The organism is Streptomyces sp. NPDC030893, from assembly GCF_055571535.1.
In genome coordinates, this window is record NZ_JBVIFC010000017.1 from 19,212 (window position 1) to 38,129 (window position 18,918).

Consider the following 18,918-nt stretch of genomic DNA (forward strand, 5'->3'; position numbering starts at 1 on the left):
CGTCAGTCCTCGGTCAGGTCGGGCCGGCGGATCAGCTCCACCCCGAGCAGCTCGGCCAGCACGGTGCCGTCCTCGGACAGTACGGCCGCGTCGCACTCGGCGGACATCCCGTCGGTCCGTCGTGCCGAGACGACGACGCGCGCGGCTCCCCAGTCGGTCCCCGCCCGGTGGATCCGGCACTCCCGGATCGACATCGGCAGCGCCGCCCCGACACCGGCCCGTAACGTCCAGCCGACGGCGAGTTGGAGGGCCCCGTCGAGCGCGGCGACGTCCACCGTCCAGGGCACGGCCGTCCAGGGCTCGACGTCCCGGGGGCGGAGCCCGGCCACACCCCCGTCGGCGCCGAGCCGGACCTGGTCCAGGACCTGGAACACCGGGCCGTGGAAGAGCGCCGTTCCGTCGTACGGTTCGGGGACCTCTTCGAGGCCTTCCGGCGTCCGCCAGCGGTGCGGGTCCGGCGGCGGGCCGCCGGCGACCACCGTGCCGGCGTACTTGGCCCCCACGGCGCCCAGTTCGACGGTGAGACCGTCGCGCCGTGCGGACTCGTCCGTCCTCGTCCGGCCGCGCAGCACGAGCCTCTCGCCCGGTTCCCGCAGTTCGATCCTGCGGAGTACCCGCAGGTCGTGGAGGACCAACGGGCCGGCGTCCGGCCGCCAGGACCGGGCCAGCCCGGTGAACCAGTGCACCAGGACGGCGACCGGAACCACCGGTGCCCCGTCGATCCGGTGGTCGTCCAGCAGCGTGTACTGCGGCCGGGCGAGGGTCAGTTCGGCGACCGGTCCCTGCCCGGCAAGGACGTCGGGAGCCACGTCCCCGGCGGCGCGCAGCACCCGGGTGGGTCCACCGGGGTCGGCGAGTTCGGCGACGAACGCGCGCGCTCCGGCGGCCGGTTCGATCAGCTCGACCCCGGCGGCGCGGAACCGTTCCGCGATCGTCCGGGTGACCATGCCGCCGTCCCAGGGACCCCAGGCCAAAGAGCGTGTCAGGCAACCGGGACGGGCGGCGGCGTACGCGGAGAGCAGGTGGTCGACGGCGGTGTTGGCCATCGCGTAGTCGGCCTGCCCCGGGCTGCCGAACACTCCGGAGACCGAGGTGAACGCCACGAGCAGGGAGAGCGGGTCGTCGGCGGTGGCGGCCAGCAGGGCGCGCAGCCCGTCCACCTTGGTGGAGTACACCAGGGCGAACTGCTCGTCGGTCTTGGCACCGATCAACCGGTCGGCGATCACCCCGGCGCCGTGCACCACCCCGGTGATCGGGCCCCAGTCCCGGCGTACCTCGGCCAGGGCGTCGCGCAGGGCCACCTCGTCCCGGGTGTCCACGGACAGGTAGCGCGTCGGCGAGCCCGCATCCTCCAGGGCCCGCAGGGTCTGCCGGACCTCACGTACGGCCAGCACGCGCCGCGCCTCGGCGGCGAGTTCGGCTGGTGGGGCCTGGCGGGGGCCGGTGGCGAGCAGCCGGATCAGGCCCGCCTCGTCGGTGGCCCCGGCCAGCCCCGCGGGTTCCTCGGCCAGTGCGGTACGGCCGAGGAGCACCAGTCTGGGCCGGTGGGCGGACGCGAGTTCGCGGATCGCCGACGCGGTGACGCCGCGTGCGCCGCCGGTGACCACGATCACCGAGTCGGCATCGGCCCGGGGTTCGACGGGGCCGGGTGCGACGGGGCACGCCAGCGGAACCGTCCGGCTTCCGTCGGCGGGTAGACCGACCGTGATCGACGGCCCGCCCGCGGTGAGCTCGGCGGCGATCGCGGCAGCGACCTGCTTGTCACTGCGCCCGGTGCGTGCGCAGTCGATGGCCTTCACCGTGGCCAGGGGCCACTCCCGGGCGGCGGTCCTGGCCAGTGCGTCCAGACCACCATGGACCGGCCGGCCGCCGTTTCCGCTCAGCCCGAAGTCGCCCCCGGTGTCCTGCACGGTGACCAGGAGGCCGCCGTCCGAGCTGAGCCGGTCGGCCAGCCCCCGGACCGCCGCGAAGGCGGCCGGCGGGTCGTCGCCCTTGTCCAGCAGGACCACCGACCGTGCCTCGGCCGGAAGACCGGTGACGAGCCGGGCCGGCACACCATGGGCCGCGAGTTCCTCGACCAGCAGATGACCCACCCGGGTGGAGTCGTCGAGCACGAGGAGCTCCCGGTCGCGCAGACCGGCCAGGGCCAGCCCGGCCGGCGCCAGCGGCAGGGCGCGTACCGCCAGGCGGACCGGCTCCGGACGGTTGGTGGCGGTGGGGACGTCGGCGGTGAGGACTTCGGCGGTGGGGACTTCGGTGGCTTCCGGACCGGCGGCGGGCTCGGAGTCCACGTCCTGGGGAGATCCGGGGGCGGAGGCCCCGGGAGGCACCGGGGACACCGGGGACACCGGGGACACCGGCGACGGACCGGCGGACGCCTGGTCGCCGGCGTCATCGATCTCTCCCGCCAGCTGGGCGACCTTGACCGAGATCTCCCGCAGCGTGCGCAAGGACGCCAGCTCGGACAGGTCGGCTGCGGGCAGTTCACCCACACGTTGGCGGACCCGGGAGAGCACTTCGACCTTCTTGATGGAGTCGATGCCCAGGTCGGCCTCGAGTTCCATGTCGAGGTTGATGATGTCCGCCGGGTAGCCGGTGCGCTCGGCGACCACCTCCAGCAGCAGCGCGCCGATCGACTCGGCGTCCAGCGGCAGCCCGTCCAGCGGCAGCCCGTCCAGCGGCAGCCCGTCCGGCCGCAACGCGTCCGGTTGCGACCCGAGCAGCACCAGCCCGGGCGCCGGGGCCTCCACGGGCGACGGCACGACGGTGGCCTGCGGAAGTGGCGTCGGCACAGCCGATGTCGCCTCACCCCTGTCGCCGCCCGAACCGGAACGGAAGGGCCGGCCGGAGCCGGGGACCGTACCTGACGACACGGGGGCGTGGGCGGGTTGACCGGAGGGCACGACCTGCGTGCCGGTGGCACCCACCGCGACCTCTGCGACGGGCCATGGCTGCGGGTCGTCCACGCCGACGGCGGGGAGGCGGACACCGGCGGCGCCGAGCAGGGCCTCCATCGAGGCATGCGCCGTCCGCAGGTAGAGCTGGTGGTTCTCAGCGGTCACCCGTTGGTACGTGGCATGCGCCTCCGCGCTCTGCCGCTGGGCCTCGGCCAGGAGCCGCAACCATTCCGTCGGCGGAGCGGGGTGGGCCGAGCCGGTGGACCGGACGCTCGGGGTGGCCACGGGAGCCGGCGTGCCCGGCCGGATGTCTCCGGGCCTGTCCGTGGCCACCTGGCCGGGGATCAGCGGTGCCTGTGTGCCGGGCCCGGCCGGCTCGGCGAGACCCGGGACCGGTGTCGGGGACGGGCCGGCGGAGGACACCGGCGCCGACCAGGCCACCGGCTGGACCGACAAGTGCGCCGCCGGCATCGGGCCCGGGGCGGGCCGCGCGGTGCCGGGGCCCGGGACCGGTGGTGTCGCCTCCGACACCGCCGCGGGCGGCACCACCGGCCCCGGCCGCCCCGGCGCCCCGTCGGGCGACGCCACCGGTCCCGGAGCCGCGGGAGTGGCCCGCCCGCCACGATGGTCATCGCGGTGGTTGCCGCCGTTGATCAGGACCGTCATCCGTGGTTTCTCCTCACGATCCGGCTCGGGCACGGGCTTGTGCCCCTCCCACAGCGCGGACAGGTCCATGGCGACCCCGCGCACCGCGGCCCGCCCCAGCCCGTCGTAGAACGCGGCCAACCCGTGGCTTCCGCGCCGGTCGAGGCTGATCGCCGCGTGCTCGCGGTCACCGAGTACCTCACCGGTCAGCCCGGTCAGGGTGGTGCCGGGCCCGACCTCGACGAAGGTGCGCACTCCGTCCTCGTACATCGCCTCCACCATGGCGCCGAACCGCGCCGGCGCGGCCAGTTGGGCGGCGATGCCCCGCCGCACCGCCTCCGCTTCGCGCCGGTACGGGGCCGCATCGGCTCCCGCGTACACCGTCCGTGCCGGCCGGTGGACCGTGAGGTCGGCAAGGAAACGGGTGAACGGCTCGGTGGCGTCGGCGACCAGGGGACTGTGGAACGCGGCGGCGGCGTTCAGCCGGCGGGTGACCACGCCGGTCGCGGCGCACCGGGCCTCCACGGCGGTCAATGCCTGGTCCGTGCCGGCCAGGACGACCTGCCGGGGAGCGTTGTGGTGGGCGACCCACACCTCTTCCACCTGCTCCGTCAGCTCCTCGACGCGCTCCAGCGGCGCGTTCACCGCGAGCATCCCCCCGGCGGTGGTGGCCGCGTCCCGCATCAGCTCTCCCCGCCGCCGGGCCAGCCGGACCAGGGTGGGGGCGTCGAAGGAGCCCGCCGCGTGCAGGGCGACCAGTTCCCCGAAGCTGTGCCCCGCCACGCAGTCAGGCGTCAGCTTCAGATCCGACAGCACGGCCAGCAGGGCCAGGCTGTGCGCGGCCAGCGCCGGCTGAGCGACCTCGGTGGCGGTCAGTGCCGCCTCCAGCGAGGCACGGTCCTCCTCGCTGAACACGGGGGGCGGGAACACCTCCCGGTGCACCGGGAGGACTGCCGCGACCGCGTCCCAGGCATCCCGGGCCGCCCTGTGGTGAACGGCGAGTTCGGCGCCCATGCCCACGTACTGCGCGCCCTGGCCGGGGAAAAGGAAAGCGACCCGGCCGGGGGCGGGATCACCGGTGGCGAAGTGCGCCCGGGGCGCGGAGAACGGCACCCCGGCCTGTACCCGGACCGCCAGCGCGTCCAGCCGCCCCGCCAGATCGGTGGCGTCGTCGGCCACCACGGCCAGCCTCGCCCGGTGTTCGGTCCTGAACGCCGCCTGACACTCCCGCGCGATCGCCGCCAACGGCCGGTCGGGCCGGGGCCGGCGGATCAGTTCGGCCAGTGCGCCGGGGGAGGAGGCGCTGAACAGGACGAGTTCGCCGGGGGCCGCCGGGAGGTGCCAGGCTCGTCGGCCGCCCCCGGCGGGAACGTATTCCTCCAGCGTGACGTGGAAGTTGGTGCCTCCGAAACCGAAGCTCGACACGCCGGCGCGACGCGACCGACCGGAGCCGCTGATCCAGGGCCGGGTGGCGGTGTTCAGGTAGAAAGGGGAATCGGTGAGCTCAAGTTCGGGGTTGGGCCGCCCCACCTTGATGGTCGGAGGCAACACCCGGTGGTGCAGGGCGAGTACGGCCTTCAGCATGCCGACGGCGCCGGCGGAGGACTTGGTGTGTCCGAACTGGGACTTGGCCGAGCCCAAGGCGCACCACTGCCGGTCAGGGCGTCCTTCAGCCTGGAACACCTCCCTCAGCGCGGCGAACTCGGCGGCGTCACCGGCCTTGGTCCCGGTGCCGTGCGCCTCGACGAGTTCCACGCTCTCCGGGCCGTACCCGGCCACGTCGTACGCCCGGCGCAGCGCCCGTTCCTGGCCGGCGGCCAGCGGCGCGTAGATGGCCTTGCTCCGGCCGTCCGACGCTGCGCCGAGGCCCCGGATCACCGCGTAGATCCGGTCCCCGTCGCGTTCGGCGTCGGCCAGCCGCTTCAGCGCGAACATGACCACGGCCTCGCCGAGCATGGTGCCGTCGGCGTCGGCCGCGAACGGCCGGCAGTCCTCCGTCGGAGAGAGCGCCGGAGTCTTCGAGAAGCACACGTACATGGTGATGTCGTTCAGCACGTCCACGCCGCCGCAGATCACCAGGTCGCAGCCGCCGAGGGCGAGCTCACCCAGTCCGGTGGAGAGCGCGGCCAGCGACGAGGCACACGCGGCGTCGGTCACGTGGTTGACGCCGTGCAGGTCGTACCGGTTGGCGATCCTGCCGGACACCACGTTGCCGAGCAGACCGGGGAAGGTCGCCTCGGTCCAGACCGGGAAGTTGGCACTGATCCGGTCGCAGATCTCGTCGGCCGCGGCCGGGTCGAGACCGGAGGCGAGGAGTTCCCTTCTCCACACCGGGCGGGAGAGCCGCGCCGACACCTCGAACCCCAGGGCCAGGCCGCTTGTGCCCAGCACCACCCCGACCCGTTCCCGCTGTTGTGCGGTCATCTGCCCGAGGCCGCAGTCGGCCAGCAGGTCACCCGCGGCCATCATGGCCAGCAGCTGGGCGGTGTCGGTGGCCGCAAGGTCGCTCGGCGGGATTCCGTACGCCAACGGATCGAACTCGAGGTCAGGCAGGAACGCGCCCCTGCGCACGTAGGTCTTGTCCGGAGCGAACGGGTCAGGGTCGTAGTGGTCGGCCGGTGACCAACGCTCCACCGGTACGTCGGACATGAGATCCCGGCCGGCGAGGACGTTCCGCCAGAACCCTGCCACGTCTCGGGAGCCTGGGGTGAACGCGGCGAGACCGACCACCGCGACGGGAACCTGGGCACGTTCTGCTCTCATCTGCGCGGACACTCCTGCAGGGGTCAGGCGAGTTTGCGGGGACGGAACGTCAGGGCTGAGTCCGGTAGGGAAAGCCCGAAGGTACGCAGCTGGTGCGCGCGAGTGATCACCGCGGCGCCCTCCAGCAGATTCAAGGCGATCTGCGTGACGGTGCGCCGGGACGGATCGGCAAGCAGGCTGCCCCGGGCCCAGTCGTTGAACGCGCCCAGCGAGGGACCGGCCCACAACTGGTAGTCGATGCGGCGCTCCGGCCGGCCCTCGATCGCCCACCGGCTGGCGTTGCCCACGTACCACCGGAATACCAGGGCCATCCGGTGCTTGGGGTCGCGTTCGGCTCTGGCCAGCTGTCCGGGGTCGCGCCGTAGCCAGAACCGTTCGGTGTCCGCCCAGATCGCGTCCAGGTCCGCGCCGAACACTTCGTTCTCCAGTCTGTGCCGCGTGTCGGCGGGGATCTCCGCCAGGGACCGGTGACGCCGGTAGACGTCGTACAGTCGCTTGGCGCGCGCCGCGAACAGGGTGCCCCTCGTCAACACCTGGACCTGAATGCCTTGCTCGAACATGTCCGCGGCCGGGGCCATGGCCACGTCGGTGACGCCGGCTCCGGCCAGCAGCTCCCGCGCGTCCGCGGACACCCCGGACTCCGCTGCCAGTTGATTGACCGATCCGGTCATCACGTAGGCCGCGCCGAGTGCGAAGGCACCGGCCACCGCGCCGGGGGTGCCCAGACCGCCCGCGGCACCGACCCGGATCGGGCGGAGGAAGCCGTACCTGGCCACCAGGGTGTCCCGGAGCGCCAGCAGCTCGGGCAGGATCACGGACAGCGGGCGGCCGTCGGTGTGACCGCCGCTGTCGGCCTCGACGGTCACGTCCTCGGCGACCGGGACCAGGCGGGCCAGCCGGCCCTGCTCAGCGGTGAGAGCCCCGTCCCGGACCAGCGCGTCCAACAGCGCCTCCGGCGCAGGCGACATGAACTTCTCGGCCACCTCACGACGGGACACCTTGGCGAACAGACAGGTGTCCCTGACCACCCGGCCGTCGGCGTCCCGCCGCAGTCCGGCCGCCGCGCAGCGGACGACGGCGGGCGTCAGGTCCATGAACGCGGAGGCCGAGATCCGGCGTACACGGTGACGCAGCAGGAGCTCGGCGACCTGCGACTCCAGTCGGGGCTCGCCGGGTGAGTGGATCAGGTTGACGCCCCAGTTGGGCGCGTCGCCCAACGCCGCGGTCAGCTCCGTCACCGCCTGTTCCACCCGGTCGGGGGCGAGTCCGGCGGCGCCGAAGAAGCCCATGAGCCGGGCTCCGGCCAGCTCCATCACCATCCGGGTGGTGGCGATCCCGTTGGCCATCTCCCCGGCCACGTAGGGAAACCGTGTTCCGTGTGCCTCGGCGAAGCCTCGGTCGCCAAGCCACTCCGGGTACACCGGTGGGGCCAGCCCGACGAGCGGGTGGCCCCCGCCGGGCCCGAGTGTCCCGCCCACGGCCAACCCGTACCCGGATCCGCCGCCCACCACGTACAGAGGCTCACGGATCCGGGCCGCGTAGGCGGAGATCCCGGCCGGGTCGAACGCGCCCGGCTCCGAGCCGGGCCGCCAGCAGACCTGGGGCACGCCGGCGGCGCGTCCGGGCGCCTCGGACAGAGTGGTGTTCACCGGTCGTCTCCTCTCGGACGCGGGGTCGGTGTGGGCGTAGGTCCTCCGGCCGGCCCGTACCCGTTCCCGGTGGGGCCGACTGCCCTGCCGGGCACGGAGGAACTTGCCCGGGGACGCGACACGGGGACGGCCGGGGAACGGCCCCAGGAGTCGACCCGCCGGCTGGAAGCGGGCCACAGCAGTTCAGCGATGCGGTGCCAGGCCAACCGGGGCAGCCTCCGTTCGGGGTGGGAGCCCGGACAGCAGGTACTCCAGGCTGATGTGTTCCGGGACGCCCGCCGGTCCGAGTCTGGCCCTCACCCGGGAGTCGTCGTACCGACGGTGGTGCCGCAGATAGCAGAACACCCCCCTGACCAGTGAAAGGACCGACTCGTACGGCGAGGGGTCGGGGAGCTCCGGCACCACTGCGATACGGACCCCGGAGAGGTGCTCCAGCAGCCTGCCGAACACGACGACCGGTGTCTCCTGGCCGTGTACGACGTGGTAGGTCTCCACTCCGTCGGGGGGAGGCAGGTCGGCGAGCCGGGCCATCACGGCGGCGGCGGATTCCACCGGCATCAGGTTGAGTTGTCCGTCCGGCCGCCCCAGGATCCGGAAGCGGTTGGTCCGGGGGAGGAGCACGTCCGGTGTCCGGCCGGGGCCGAGCTGGCTCCGTGCGATGCCGGACAGGTTCCGCGTGATGTTCAGCAACGGGTGTTCCGGGAGATCCGGGTGGGGTGGCAGACCGGTGGTCAGGACGCTTGGCCGGAAGATCACCACCGGCCGGCCGGTGGCCCTCGCCCACGCGTGCACCAACTGTTCCGCCTCGAACTTGGACCGTTCGTAGGTGCCTTCGAAGCCGTAGGCATCGGTCAGTTCGTCCTCGTACACCACCCCGGTCCGACGCGCCCCGGCCACGAACGCCGTGGAGACGTGGAACACCGCGGGGGTACGGCGTCCGGCCCCGGCCAGGTCGAGGACGTACCGGGTGCCTTCCACGTTCACCTCGCGCAGCGTGGCCAGGTCACCGTCGAGTGTGGTGTTCCCGGCACAGTGCCAGATCGCGTCCAGCGAGTCCGCCAGTTCCTGGTAGTCACTCTTCGGCAGGGCGAGGCCGGGCTCGGTGATCCGGGCGGACACCACCTGGACGCGGTCGGCGAGGCCGGTGAGGCCGGGGGCGAACCGGCCGAGGCCTCGGGTGATCCGCTCCCGTACGCGGTCGGGCTCTCCGCGCGCGAGCACGGTGACCGACGGGTGACGGCGCAGCAGTTCGTGCAGAAGTCGAAGGCCAAGGAAACCCGTGGCACCGGTCAACGCCACCCGCACCGTACCCCCCGCTCTCGCCCCTGATGCCGGCTCACGTTCTCACGCGGAAAGCGGTGGGACGAGGCCACGGGGAACGGCACCACTCGTTGTGCTGATATTGAGGCAGAACCGCTGGCGCACCGCCGTTTTCGCCGGTAAGCACCTGTTCTGTACCGTGCGTGGGTCGGCCCGGCACGCCTGCTTGCCGCTGCGTTCCCGGGTATTGCGAGCCGCCTGGAATGCGAGCCGCCTGGAACACACAGGAAGGAACTCAATGGGCCAGGACCGCCTTGCAGCGTCCTACGGCGATGCCAACCCACTGTTCCGGTTGTGCCGGCACCTGGGCTGGGGCGCGCTGGTCAACCTCGGTTACCACACCCTTCCGACCCTCCCCGGGATCGTCGGTGGGCTGGCTTGGTTTCAACGACGGCTCGAGACCAGGAGCCTGGCACTCCTGCAGGCCAGTCCGGGACACCGGGTGCTGGACGCCTGCTGCGGACGCGGCCACACCACCGCCCGGCTGGCTGCCGCGGGCTGTGACGCCGTGGGGGTCGACATCACCGCCGACCAGATCGCACAGGCTCGCGCCCGGTACGGCGACGCCGCCCGCGCCACCTTCGCCGTGGCCGATGTCACCGCCCTGCCGCAGGCAGAGGGCATCCGTGCCACGAACGGCTCGTTCGACCGGGTGCTCTGCCTGGAGGCGGCCTTCCATCTCTCTCCTGCCGACCGCCGCGCTCTGTTGGCCGAAGCCTTCCGGGTACTGCGCCCCGGCGGAAGGTTCGTCCTGGTCGACTTCGTCTGGAACACGGACGATCCGTCGATGATCCGGCAGCTCGATCCACTGGGCCTCGTCCGCGAGGCGTGGCGGTTCGACGAGTTCGAGCCCCTGAGGCGTTACCTGAGGCACGCGGAGGAGACGGGGTTCGTCATATGGCGCACCGTCGACTGGACCCGTCCGGTGATCGAAGGCTTCTCCCGTCTCGGCGCTCTCCTGACACGCATGGCGACGAACCAGGCCGGCCGGGAACTGCTGTGCCTGCGCTGGCCCGACTTGCGCGGGTTCAGCGAACAGGACTGGCGGCACACCCTCGCCAGTGTCGACGCCCACCGCTCCGTAGGAGGCTGCACGGGCTACGTCGCCCTGGTGCTCGACAAACCGGCCTGATCACCACCTCCGCCGACCCTGGCTCACGTCGACCCGTACCGCCCCGTCCCGCCCCGCCTCATCAGGCCCGGAGACCAGCGGCTCCGCCGACGCGCGGAGCCGTGGATGCTGTACGGGTCACAGGGGGAGGCCTCCGAAGCAGGGGGCGGCGCTGAAGTGTGACGGGTATGTGGTCAGGTCAGTGGGGGCAGTTCTCGGTTGGAGGTGCTGTCGCTCTCGGAGGAGAGGGACTCTTTGAGCGCGCGGAAGAAGGAGCGCCGCTCGACCAGTTGGGCGCCCCGCACCTCGGCCAGGGGTTCGGGGCGGTCGCCGAAGCCGGCCGGGGGTGGGGGCAGCCCGAGCGCCGTGAATGCCTCGGTGAGGTGGCGGCGCGGAGCGCCGGTGCCGCGCAGGATCGCGGTGAGGGGGCGGTGATCCGTCAGCCCGTAGGCCGCCCCCAGCGCGGTCGCCCGTTTCGCCGCCTCTTCCTGCGTCGGCATCTCGGCCGGGTCGTCCCACCACACGTGGGCGGTCACGAGGCGGCCGTCGCGGTACAGGTGGAGCGTGTAGTCCGCGCCCTCCTTGACCGCCACCAGGACCGGCCACTGCTCACCCCGGCTGAACAGACCGGCCAGCCCGGGCAGCCCACCCTCGCTGAGCAGGGTCTTGCGCAGGCCCTTGCTGCGGCCCGGCGCATCCGCCGAAGACGCGATCTCGACGAACGTGCCGCCGCCGGGCGCCGGAGCGAGGCGCATGGCCCTACCGCTGAGCAGGACCGCCGTACGGACGTCCCGCAGCGGCGCGACGGCGAGCGCGACGGCCATGGCCACGGGAGCGGTGGCGGCGTCCGCCGTGGTCGCCGTATCGGACGGGACGCCGACGGCCGGTGCCGGGACGGAGCCGCCGAAGTACGGTGTCCGGCGGGCGACATGGACCCGGACGCCCTGGCGCATCAGGAGGAAGATCTCCCGAGGATCGCCCAGATACGCCCAGGGGAACGTGCGGGCGTCGGTGCCGATGAGGCGGAAGACGTCCAGGGCGTCCGCCTGGCGCTTGGAGCGGATCAGTGCGAGGGCGAGGTGGTTGCGGAAGCCCGCTGCCCGTCGGTCGCCCGGCTCGTACCCGGCGGACAGGGGGAGGCATGCCTCGACGAGTCGCTCGATACGTGACCACGCCACCGGCCCCTTCTCGATCCCCGCATCGTGCTCCAGCGCGTACTCGGTGACCGCGTGCAGGGGCAGTCCGCGCAGCGGTGAGCCCTCAGGGGCTGCCGCGGCGGCCGACTCGGCGAACTCGAACATCTCCGCGTGCGAGCCGTACCACTTCTCCGCCAGGTACTGCACCGCGCGGGCGTGCAGGCCCACATCGTGCGGGTCGGCTTCGCGCCCCCGCGCCAGGTACTCGTCGAACACCGTGCGGGGAGCACCGAGTCCCATGGCGTGGGAGATGAGGACCCGCCAGGGGACGGGGTCGCCGGGGTTGAGGTCGGCGGCGGTCCGCAGGATCGGCTCGGCGTCGTGCAGCAACGTGTGGAACGCCCGGAACTGCTCCCGCGACACATGGCGGGCGCGTGCGGCGGTACGTATCTCCCAGGCCCGGTCGATCTCCAGTTCGGCCGCCACCAGGGCGAGATCGGGGTCCCCGGGCCGTTCCTGCCGCCAGGCGTCGAGCCATCCGGTGTGGTGCAGCGCGAGTTCGGCCAGACCGGCGCTGTACTGGCCGCGCCGGTCCCAGTCCCGGGCGGTGCGCGTCTCGGCCAGCAGTTCCGCCGCCGGCTCCCAGGCTCCCGACCGGGCCGCGGTGAGCGCGGCCCGCAGAGCGGAGTCCGGCGCGTCCAGCTCCACCGCCCCGTCGGGCGGCAGCCCTTCGCCGGTGGCCGCGATGTGCCGCAGTATGCGAGGCAGAGCGAGTACTCCGGGCAGGTTGCCCACCACCAGTCCCCCCAACGGCCCCCGGCCGGGCGCGCAGTTGATCGTCAACGAGGGCAAGACTGTACCGACCGGGCGCGGGACGCACGACGCCGAGGGGGCCTCCTTGTGCGGACGGCGACAGCGGTGACGGCGGCTGCCAGCGCTGCGGCGGCCGAGATGCGCAGGACGCGGTGGTGCCACGGCGGAGCCGGACGCGTCAGAGTGTTCCGGCTCGAGGCCGCACCTGCGCCGTGCTCGCGGGCCAGTTTCATGATCTCGGCGACGTGCAGTGCCTCGCGGCCCGTTCCGGCGTCCTTGATCTGGGTCTTGCAGGAGAACCCGTCGGCGACCACGAAGCACTGGTCGTCGGTGTCGCGTACCGAGGGGAGGAGTGCCTGTTCGCCGCAGTCCATGGAGATCTCGTACTTGCCGGACTCGAATCCCCACGATCCGGCCAGGCCGCAGCAGCCTCCCTGCAGGTTGTCCACTTCGAGTCCCATGTCCTCGAGGAGTTGCTCGTCGGGGGTCATGCCGCCGGTTGCCCGCTGATGGCAGTGGCCCCACAGGAGAGCCTTGCCCTCCAGGGCGGGCGGCTTGATCCCGTACGTCTGGAAGAACTCGGCGAAGTGGTACGCGTTGCGGGTGAGGCGCTTGGCGTCGTCGTCGTGCGGCAGCAGCTTGGGCAGCTCGTCCTTGAAGACGGCCAGGCAGCTGGGTTCCATGCCGACGATGGGCGTGCCGGCGCGCAGTTCGGGCCGCAGGATGTCCAGCACGCGGTGCAGGTAGCGTTCGGCGGCGTCCAGGAATCCGTAGTCGTACAGGGGCCGGCCGCAGCAGATGTGCTGCTCGGGCATGATGACGCGCCAGCCGGCCGCCTCGATGGCCTCGACGCAGGCGACGCCGACCTGGGTGTGGAAGTGGTTGTTGAAGGTGTCGGGGAACAGGACGACGGGACGGCCGGCCGGGTTGGCGGTGCCGCCGCGCCGGGCGAACCACTCCTGGAGTGTCATCGGTGCGAAGCGCGGCAGGGGGCGTTTGCGGTCGATACCGGCGACCAGCTTGGCGAGTCGTGCCAGACCGGGGGTCCGGGTGGCGGTGTTGGCGATTCCGGGGATGTGGGAGGCGAGCCGGGCGAGCTGGTCGATGTAGCCGAAGGCGTAGGCGTGGCGGGGGCGCCACCGCTTGGCCGACTTGTAGTGGTGGTGCAGGAATTCGGCCTTGTAGGTGGGCATGTCGACGTTGACGGGGCAGTCGTTGGTGCAGCCCTTGCACGCCAGGCACAGGTCGAGGGCGTCCTTGACCTCCTTGGACTGCCAGCCGTCGGTGATGACGTCGCCCTTGAGCATCTCGTAGAGCATGCGGGCCCGGCCGCGGGTGGTGTGCTTCTCCTCGCGGGTCACCTGGTAGCTGGGGCACATCGTGGTCTCGGCCTGTGGGACGCGGCACTTGCCGATGCCGACGCAGCGCAGGGTGGCGTGGGCGAAGTCGCCGCCGTCTTCCGGGTAGGCGAACTTGAGCGGGACGCGGGGCGGGTTGTAGTCGGTGCCGAGTTTGAGGTTCTCGTCCAGCCGGTAGGGGTCGATGACCTTGCCGGGGTTCATCTTGCCCTGCGGGTCCCAGACGGCCTTGAACGTGCGCATGGCCTGGAGGAGTTCGCTTCCGTACTGCTTCTCCAGCAGTTCGCCGCGCTGCTGGCCGTCGCCGTGCTCGCCGGACACGGACCCGCCCAGGGAGACGACCAGGTCGGCGGCGTCTTCCATGAAGGAGCGGTAGGTGGCGAGGCCGTCGGCGGTGCGCAGGTCGAAGCTGAGCCGGCAGTGGATGCAGCCCTGGCCGAAGTGGCCGTACATGGCGCCCTTGATGCCGTGCCGGTCCATCACTCCGCGCAACTTGCGCACGTATTCGCCGATGCGGTCCGGAGGGACCGCGGAGTCCTCCCAGCCGGGCCAGTGGTCGATGCCGTCGGGTGGGAAGGCGGTCGAGCCGAGACCGCCTTCCCGGATCGCCCACAGGTGTTCGCTGGTGCCGCCCTCCTGGGTGCTTTTCGCCAGCCGGATACGGTCGCGGGAATAGCCCTTGTCGCCGGTGAGCCAGTCGACGAACCCGTGGGCCTGGCCGGCGGACTCCTCTTCGGAGTCGGCGCCGAACTGGACGACGAGCCAGCCTCCGCCGCCCAGGCCCGGGAGTTCCTTGATGTCCTTGATGTGCATGTTCTGTTCCTGCTGATCCCGGATGAGCTCGTCGTCCAGGGCCTCCAGGCCGATCGGCCGCCACCGTTCGATGATCTCCTCGCAGTGCTCGGCGGCGTCGGGGAGCTCGTCGTACTCGACGACCACGGTGGTGCGGTGCAGCAGGGCGGGGGTGAGCTTGAGGACGGCCCGCAGCACCGTGGCGCAGGTGGACTCGGTGCCCACCAGGGCGCGGGCGACGTTGAAGCCGCGTTCGGGCAGGAGTTCGTCGAGGTTGTAGCCGGAGACTCGGCGCGGCACCTGCTTCTCCGAGTGGAAACGCTCCCGGATGGTGTCGGCGTACTCGTCACGCAGGTCGCGCAGCGCCGCGTAGATCTCTCCCTTGCGGCCCCCTGCGGCGATGATCTCGTCGAGCCGGTCCTCCTCGTTCACACCGACCCAGAAGCGTTCGCCGTCGTAGGTGACGACCTCCAGTGCCTCCACGTTGTCGCTGGTGCGCGGTCCGGGACCGTAGAGCTGCGACTGCACCGAGTGGATGCCGCAGGAGTTGTTCCCGATGTTGCCACCGATGACGCAGCGGGAGTGCGTGGACGGGTCGGGGCCGAAGATCAGGTCGTGCTTGCCGGTGTGGCGGTTGAGGACCTCGTTGATGACGCCGGGCTCGCACGTGACCAGGCGGCGGTCCACGTCGATGTCCCCGATGGCGGTCAGGTACTTGGAGTGGTCGATGACGACGGCTTCGTTGACCGTCTCGCCGGACAGGCTGGTGCCGCCGCCGCGGTTGAGGACGGGGGCTCCGAAGCGGTGGCAGATCTTGTGCACCGCGACGACGTCGTCCAGGGTGCGTGGGACGACCACACCGATCGGCACCTGCCGGAAGTTCGAGGCATCCTGCGCGTACAGGCCCAGCGACCCGGTATCGAAGCGGACCTCGCCGTCGACCGCCTTGCGCAGGGCCTGCTCCAGCTTGCCGACCTCGATGGTCTGCCTGCCGCGTGGCGGGCCCGCGATTGCCGGGTGGGTCCTGGCCGGTACGTCGCGCGTTGCCTTCGCCATCGGGGTCGACTCTCCTCGTCGTAGGTGGGGGACTGGTCAGGACGGTCGCGCGCCGTGCACGCGGTAGGGCTCCGCGTCGGCCCATTTGACGTCCAGGCCGAGCCCCGGCCGGTCGGTGTCGGGGCGCAGGGCGCCACCGTCGGGTGACAGGGTGCCGTCGAACAGCAGATGTTCGACGCGGACGTGGTCGTGGAAGTACTCCAGGTGCCGCAGCCGGCGCACCGCGCAGAATGCGTGGGCCGAGACGGCCGGGGCGCAGTGCGCGGACAGGTCGAGATGCCGGGCGGCCGACAGGCCCGCGACTTCCAGTACGCCGGTGATGCCGCCGCAGCGGGTGACGTCGGCCTGCAGGCAGTCCACAGCGGGCGGTTCGACGAGGCTGGCGAAGTCCTGGGTGGTGAAGGCGTATTCCCCCGCCGCGATCTCCAGACGCGCCGGGCCGCGTTCGCGCAGCATCCGCAGCCCTTCCAGGTCGGCGGAGGTGACGGGCTCCTCGAACCAGCGCACGTCCCACTCCTCGTGGAACCGGTGCGCCCAGTACAGAGCCTCTTTGCGGCCGAGCGCGCCGTTGGCGTCGGTGAACAGTTCCGGTCCGTCACCGAGCGCCTCGCGTACGGCGTCGAGGCGGTCCGCGTCGCGTTCCGGATCACGTGAGGTCTTCAGCTTCACGCGCGGAACACCCTGGTCGACCCAGCCGGTGAGCTGGTCGGTGAGACGGTTCAGGGGGTAGTTGGTGAAACCGCCGCTGCCGTAGACGGGCACCCGCTCGTGGAATGCCGGGAGGAGGTGGACCAGCGGGAGGCCGAGCAGCCTGGCCTTGAGGTCCCACAGGGCGACGTCGACGGCGGACAGGGCCATGGCACCGACGCCGGGACGGCCCGCGTTGCGGATCCGTGCGGCCATCCGCTGCCACAGCGCGGCCGGCGATGCGGTGCTCGAGCCCTCGATCACCGGGGCCAGTTCCGTGCGCACGAAGTGGGCGGTCGCGATGTCACCGTAGCTGTAACCGAGGCCGGTCCTGCCGGCGGCGTGCACCCGCACCAGCACCAGCGTGGTCGAGTCCCACTCCAGGGTGCCGTCCTGTTCCCTGCCGTCCGGCCCGTCGGTGGGGACCCGGAAGGCGTGCACGTCGACCGCGTCGACCGGGCACTCCTCCGCTGCCGTGTCACCGGCCATCAGTGGCGTCCGGGGAAGTGCTCGGCGTACACGATGAGCTTCTGACGTACGCCCTTGGTGGCGATCCCGGCCCGCTCCGGGTCGTGGACAGCGGCCTCGGCGGCCTTCCTGCCCTGCTCCTCCGGGCTGCCGCCGGCCCGGTCGAACGCGCCGAGCAAGCCGTTGATGCCATCACCCGGACAGCCGTACACACGCGGCACGCCCCGCTCCGGCAGGCGCCGCGGAACGAAGTCGGCCACCAGTGTCATCACGTGCTCCCTCGAAGGCACCCCTCGCCCGTTCTCACTGGGTGACCCGCGCACGAGTGCCGTAAACAGGGTGCGGCGCCGCGCCACCCGGGCGGGTCCGGCAAGCGGGCTGCTGGTGCGTTCCTTGCGCCGGGCGACCCGCTCGACGCGCAGGGGCGCTGGACGGCCTCAGGGTGGCAGCGTCGAGGCGTCGTTGAGCCGTACCGCGCATTCCAGCAGGAGGGCGTGGACGAACGCCTGGGGCAGGTTGCCGCGCAGCTGACGCTGCCGTACGTCGTACTCCTCCGCGAACAGCCCGGACGGCCCGCAGGCGGCCCGGGAACGTTCGAACCAGCGGAACGCTCCCACGCGGTCTCCCAGATGGTGGGTGGCCAGGGCCATGGTGAACCCGCACAGCAGGAAGGCTCCCTCCTCCCGGCCCAGCGGGCCGCCGTGGTGGTTGAAACGGTAGACGTACCCGTCCTCGGCCAGCTCCTCCTCGATATGGGCCCGGGTGGCGGCGTTGCTGGGGTCGTCAGGGCTCGGACAGCCACGGGCCAGCGGTACCAGCAGGGCGGCATCGGCCCCGTCGTCGTCGGCGGCCCGCCGCCAGCGACGGTCGGCGCGCAGGCAGCGGCGACGTGTCTCGGCCATGATCGTGTCGGAGAGCGGGGTGCAGCGCCGCGCTGTGGGGCCGGGGAACACGTCCGCGATGTGCGACAGCCCGCAGGCCACGCCCAGCCGGGAGTGCGTCCACCACCGGTCCTCCAGCTCCCACAGTCCGGCGTCGGGCCGCTGCCAGTTCCGTTCCACCGCGTCCACCGCCACCCTCACCGCCCGTTCCGCCTCCGGGGGGAGCCGGTCGTGGCGGGCCGCGGCCGCGAACAGCTGCAGCGCTTCCCCGAACGTATCGAGCTGGAACTGGGTGGCCGCGTGGTTGCCGACCCGGTCGCCGCCGCCCGGATAGCCCGGCAGGCCCAGCGCGTGCTCCCCAGGAACGGTCCCGCCGGTGACGGTGTAGGCGGGCCGGACCCGTTCGCCGTCCTCCAGGATGCGTTCGGCGGTGAAGCGCACGGCGCTGTCCATCAGCTCGTGCGGACCGTGCGCGGCCACCGCCAGGCCCGCATAGCACTGATCACGCAGCCACGTGTACCGGTAGTCGTAGCTGCGCCCGGTGTTGGCCCTCTCCGGCAGCGACGTCGTGGCGGCGGCGACCATGCCGCCCGTACTGCTGGTCAGGCCCCGCAGCACCGCGTACGCGTGCCGGGCGTCGCGCGGCGCGGCCAGTGCCGAACAGTCCGGCACCGCACGCCGCCACTCCTGCTCCGTTGCCCGCCACAACTCCGCAGGGTCCAGGCGGGGCGCCTCCGGCCCTGTCGCCGCTTCGAGGACGACGTCGTGCTCCTCGCCCTGCCGCAGCCGCACCTCGCCGCCCAGTCCGCCCCCGGCCGCCCAGCGCGCCATTCCCGCGCCGAGCAGCCGCAGGCGCAGGCCGCCTCCGCGGGCCGTCCATACGCCGTCCTCCACGTGGGCGTCCGTCATGCGGTCGGCGCCGAAGCCGGGGCGCGGATCCAGAGTCAGCCGCAACCGCGCCCGTCCGCGCCGCACCCGCATGCGCCGCAGCAGCACCAGCCGGTCCGGTGCAGCGGGCATGGCCAACGCGTCACGGCACTCGACGACGGAGTCGGCGGTCACCCAGCGGCTCACGCGGATGAGGGTGCCGTCCTCGTAGTAGCCGCCCCACACATGCCACCGGTCGGCGGGCTCCACCGCGAAGTACCCGGCGCCACCGATCAGCGCGCTGAACACCGCGTCACTGTGCCACCGCGGCGCGCACAGCCAGACCACCCTGCCCTCGGGATCGACCAGCGCACCGCGTTCCCCGTCGGCGAGCAGGCCGTACTCCCGCAGCACCCAGGGAGCAGCGGCGGGGTCCTGTGCCGCGGCGGTCCTCCGGGAACCGGCGTTCATGGCT

9 protein-coding genes are annotated in these 18,918 nt (G+C 72.4%); 1 reads left to right on the top strand and 8 read right to left on the bottom strand.

From position 1 onward, the window contains the following. Positions 1–2 precede the first annotated feature (2 nt). From ACZ434_RS26915 to ACZ434_RS26925, 3 genes are all read right to left on the bottom strand, one after another. Positions 3–6,305 carry an SDR family NAD(P)-dependent oxidoreductase gene (locus tag ACZ434_RS26915; RefSeq protein ID WP_468460198.1) on the bottom strand — a complete coding sequence of 2,101 codons (6,303 nt, stop codon included), beginning with the start codon at positions 6,303–6,305 and terminating at the stop codon, positions 3–5. A gap of 23 nt (positions 6,306–6,328) precedes the next feature. Continuing rightward, positions 6,329–7,954 carry a PfaD family polyunsaturated fatty acid/polyketide biosynthesis protein gene (locus ACZ434_RS26920; protein ID WP_468460200.1) on the bottom strand — a complete coding sequence of 542 codons (1,626 nt, stop codon included), beginning with the start codon at positions 7,952–7,954 and terminating at the stop codon, positions 6,329–6,331. Positions 7,955–8,137: 183 nt separating this feature from the next. Beyond that, positions 8,138–9,253, bottom strand: coding sequence for an SDR family oxidoreductase (locus ACZ434_RS26925; RefSeq protein WP_468460202.1), 1,116 nt, complete (start codon positions 9,251–9,253; stop codon positions 8,138–8,140). 259 nt (positions 9,254–9,512) lie between these two features. On the opposite strand from ACZ434_RS26925, the gene ACZ434_RS26930 reads away from it, so the two are divergent. After that, positions 9,513–10,406 carry a class I SAM-dependent methyltransferase gene (locus ACZ434_RS26930; RefSeq protein ID WP_468460204.1) on the top strand — a complete coding sequence of 298 codons (894 nt, stop codon included), beginning with the start codon at positions 9,513–9,515 and terminating at the stop codon, positions 10,404–10,406. A gap of 173 nt (positions 10,407–10,579) precedes the next feature. Here ACZ434_RS26930 and ACZ434_RS26935 read toward each other — a convergent pair whose 3' ends face one another. From ACZ434_RS26935 to ACZ434_RS26955, 5 genes are all read right to left on the bottom strand, one after another. Further along, on the bottom strand, positions 10,580–12,364 hold the full coding sequence (locus tag ACZ434_RS26935) for a hypothetical protein (protein ID WP_468460206.1): 1,785 nt from the start codon (positions 12,362–12,364) through the stop codon (positions 10,580–10,582). Next, positions 12,361–15,540, bottom strand: a complete 3,180-nt coding sequence (locus ACZ434_RS26940) for an FAD-binding and (Fe-S)-binding domain-containing protein (RefSeq protein WP_468460208.1) — start codon at positions 15,538–15,540, stop codon at positions 12,361–12,363. Before ACZ434_RS26940 ends, ACZ434_RS26935 begins: the two co-directional genes overlap by 4 nt. 36 nt (positions 15,541–15,576) lie before the next feature. Further along, entirely contained in the window at positions 15,577–16,716 is a 1,140-nt protein-coding gene (locus ACZ434_RS26945; protein ID WP_468460210.1) for an enolase C-terminal domain-like protein, read from the bottom strand. After that, positions 16,716–16,964, bottom strand: coding sequence for a hypothetical protein (locus tag ACZ434_RS26950; RefSeq protein WP_468460212.1), 249 nt, complete (start codon positions 16,962–16,964; stop codon positions 16,716–16,718). The genes ACZ434_RS26945 and ACZ434_RS26950 overlap by 1 nt, the downstream gene beginning before the upstream one ends. A 168-nt stretch (positions 16,965–17,132) precedes the next feature. Beyond that, the gene (locus ACZ434_RS26955) at positions 17,133–18,914 is read right to left on the bottom strand and encodes a glycoside hydrolase family 15 protein (protein WP_468460214.1); all 1,782 of its coding nucleotides are present in this window, start codon (positions 18,912–18,914) and stop codon (positions 17,133–17,135) included. Positions 18,915–18,918 lie beyond the last annotated feature (4 nt).

What these genes read in the sequence shown, in the direction of transcription:
- ACZ434_RS26940 (WP_468460208.1), bottom strand. Translation starts at nt 15,540, where the DNA reads ATGGCGAAGGCAACGCGCGACGTACCGGCCAGGACCCACCCGGCAATC.
- ACZ434_RS26915 (WP_468460198.1), bottom strand. Translation starts at nt 6,305, where the DNA reads ATGAGAGCAGAACGTGCCCAGGTTCCCGTCGCGGTGGTCGGTCTCGCC.
- ACZ434_RS26955 (WP_468460214.1), bottom strand. Translation starts at nt 18,914, where the DNA reads ATGAACGCCGGTTCCCGGAGGACCGCCGCGGCACAGGACCCCGCCGCT.
- ACZ434_RS26930 (WP_468460204.1), top strand. Translation starts at nt 9,513, where the DNA reads ATGGGCCAGGACCGCCTTGCAGCGTCCTACGGCGATGCCAACCCACTG.
- ACZ434_RS26945 (WP_468460210.1), bottom strand. Translation starts at nt 16,716, where the DNA reads ATGGCCGGTGACACGGCAGCGGAGGAGTGCCCGGTCGACGCGGTCGAC.
- ACZ434_RS26950 (WP_468460212.1), bottom strand. Translation starts at nt 16,964, where the DNA reads ATGACACTGGTGGCCGACTTCGTTCCGCGGCGCCTGCCGGAGCGGGGC.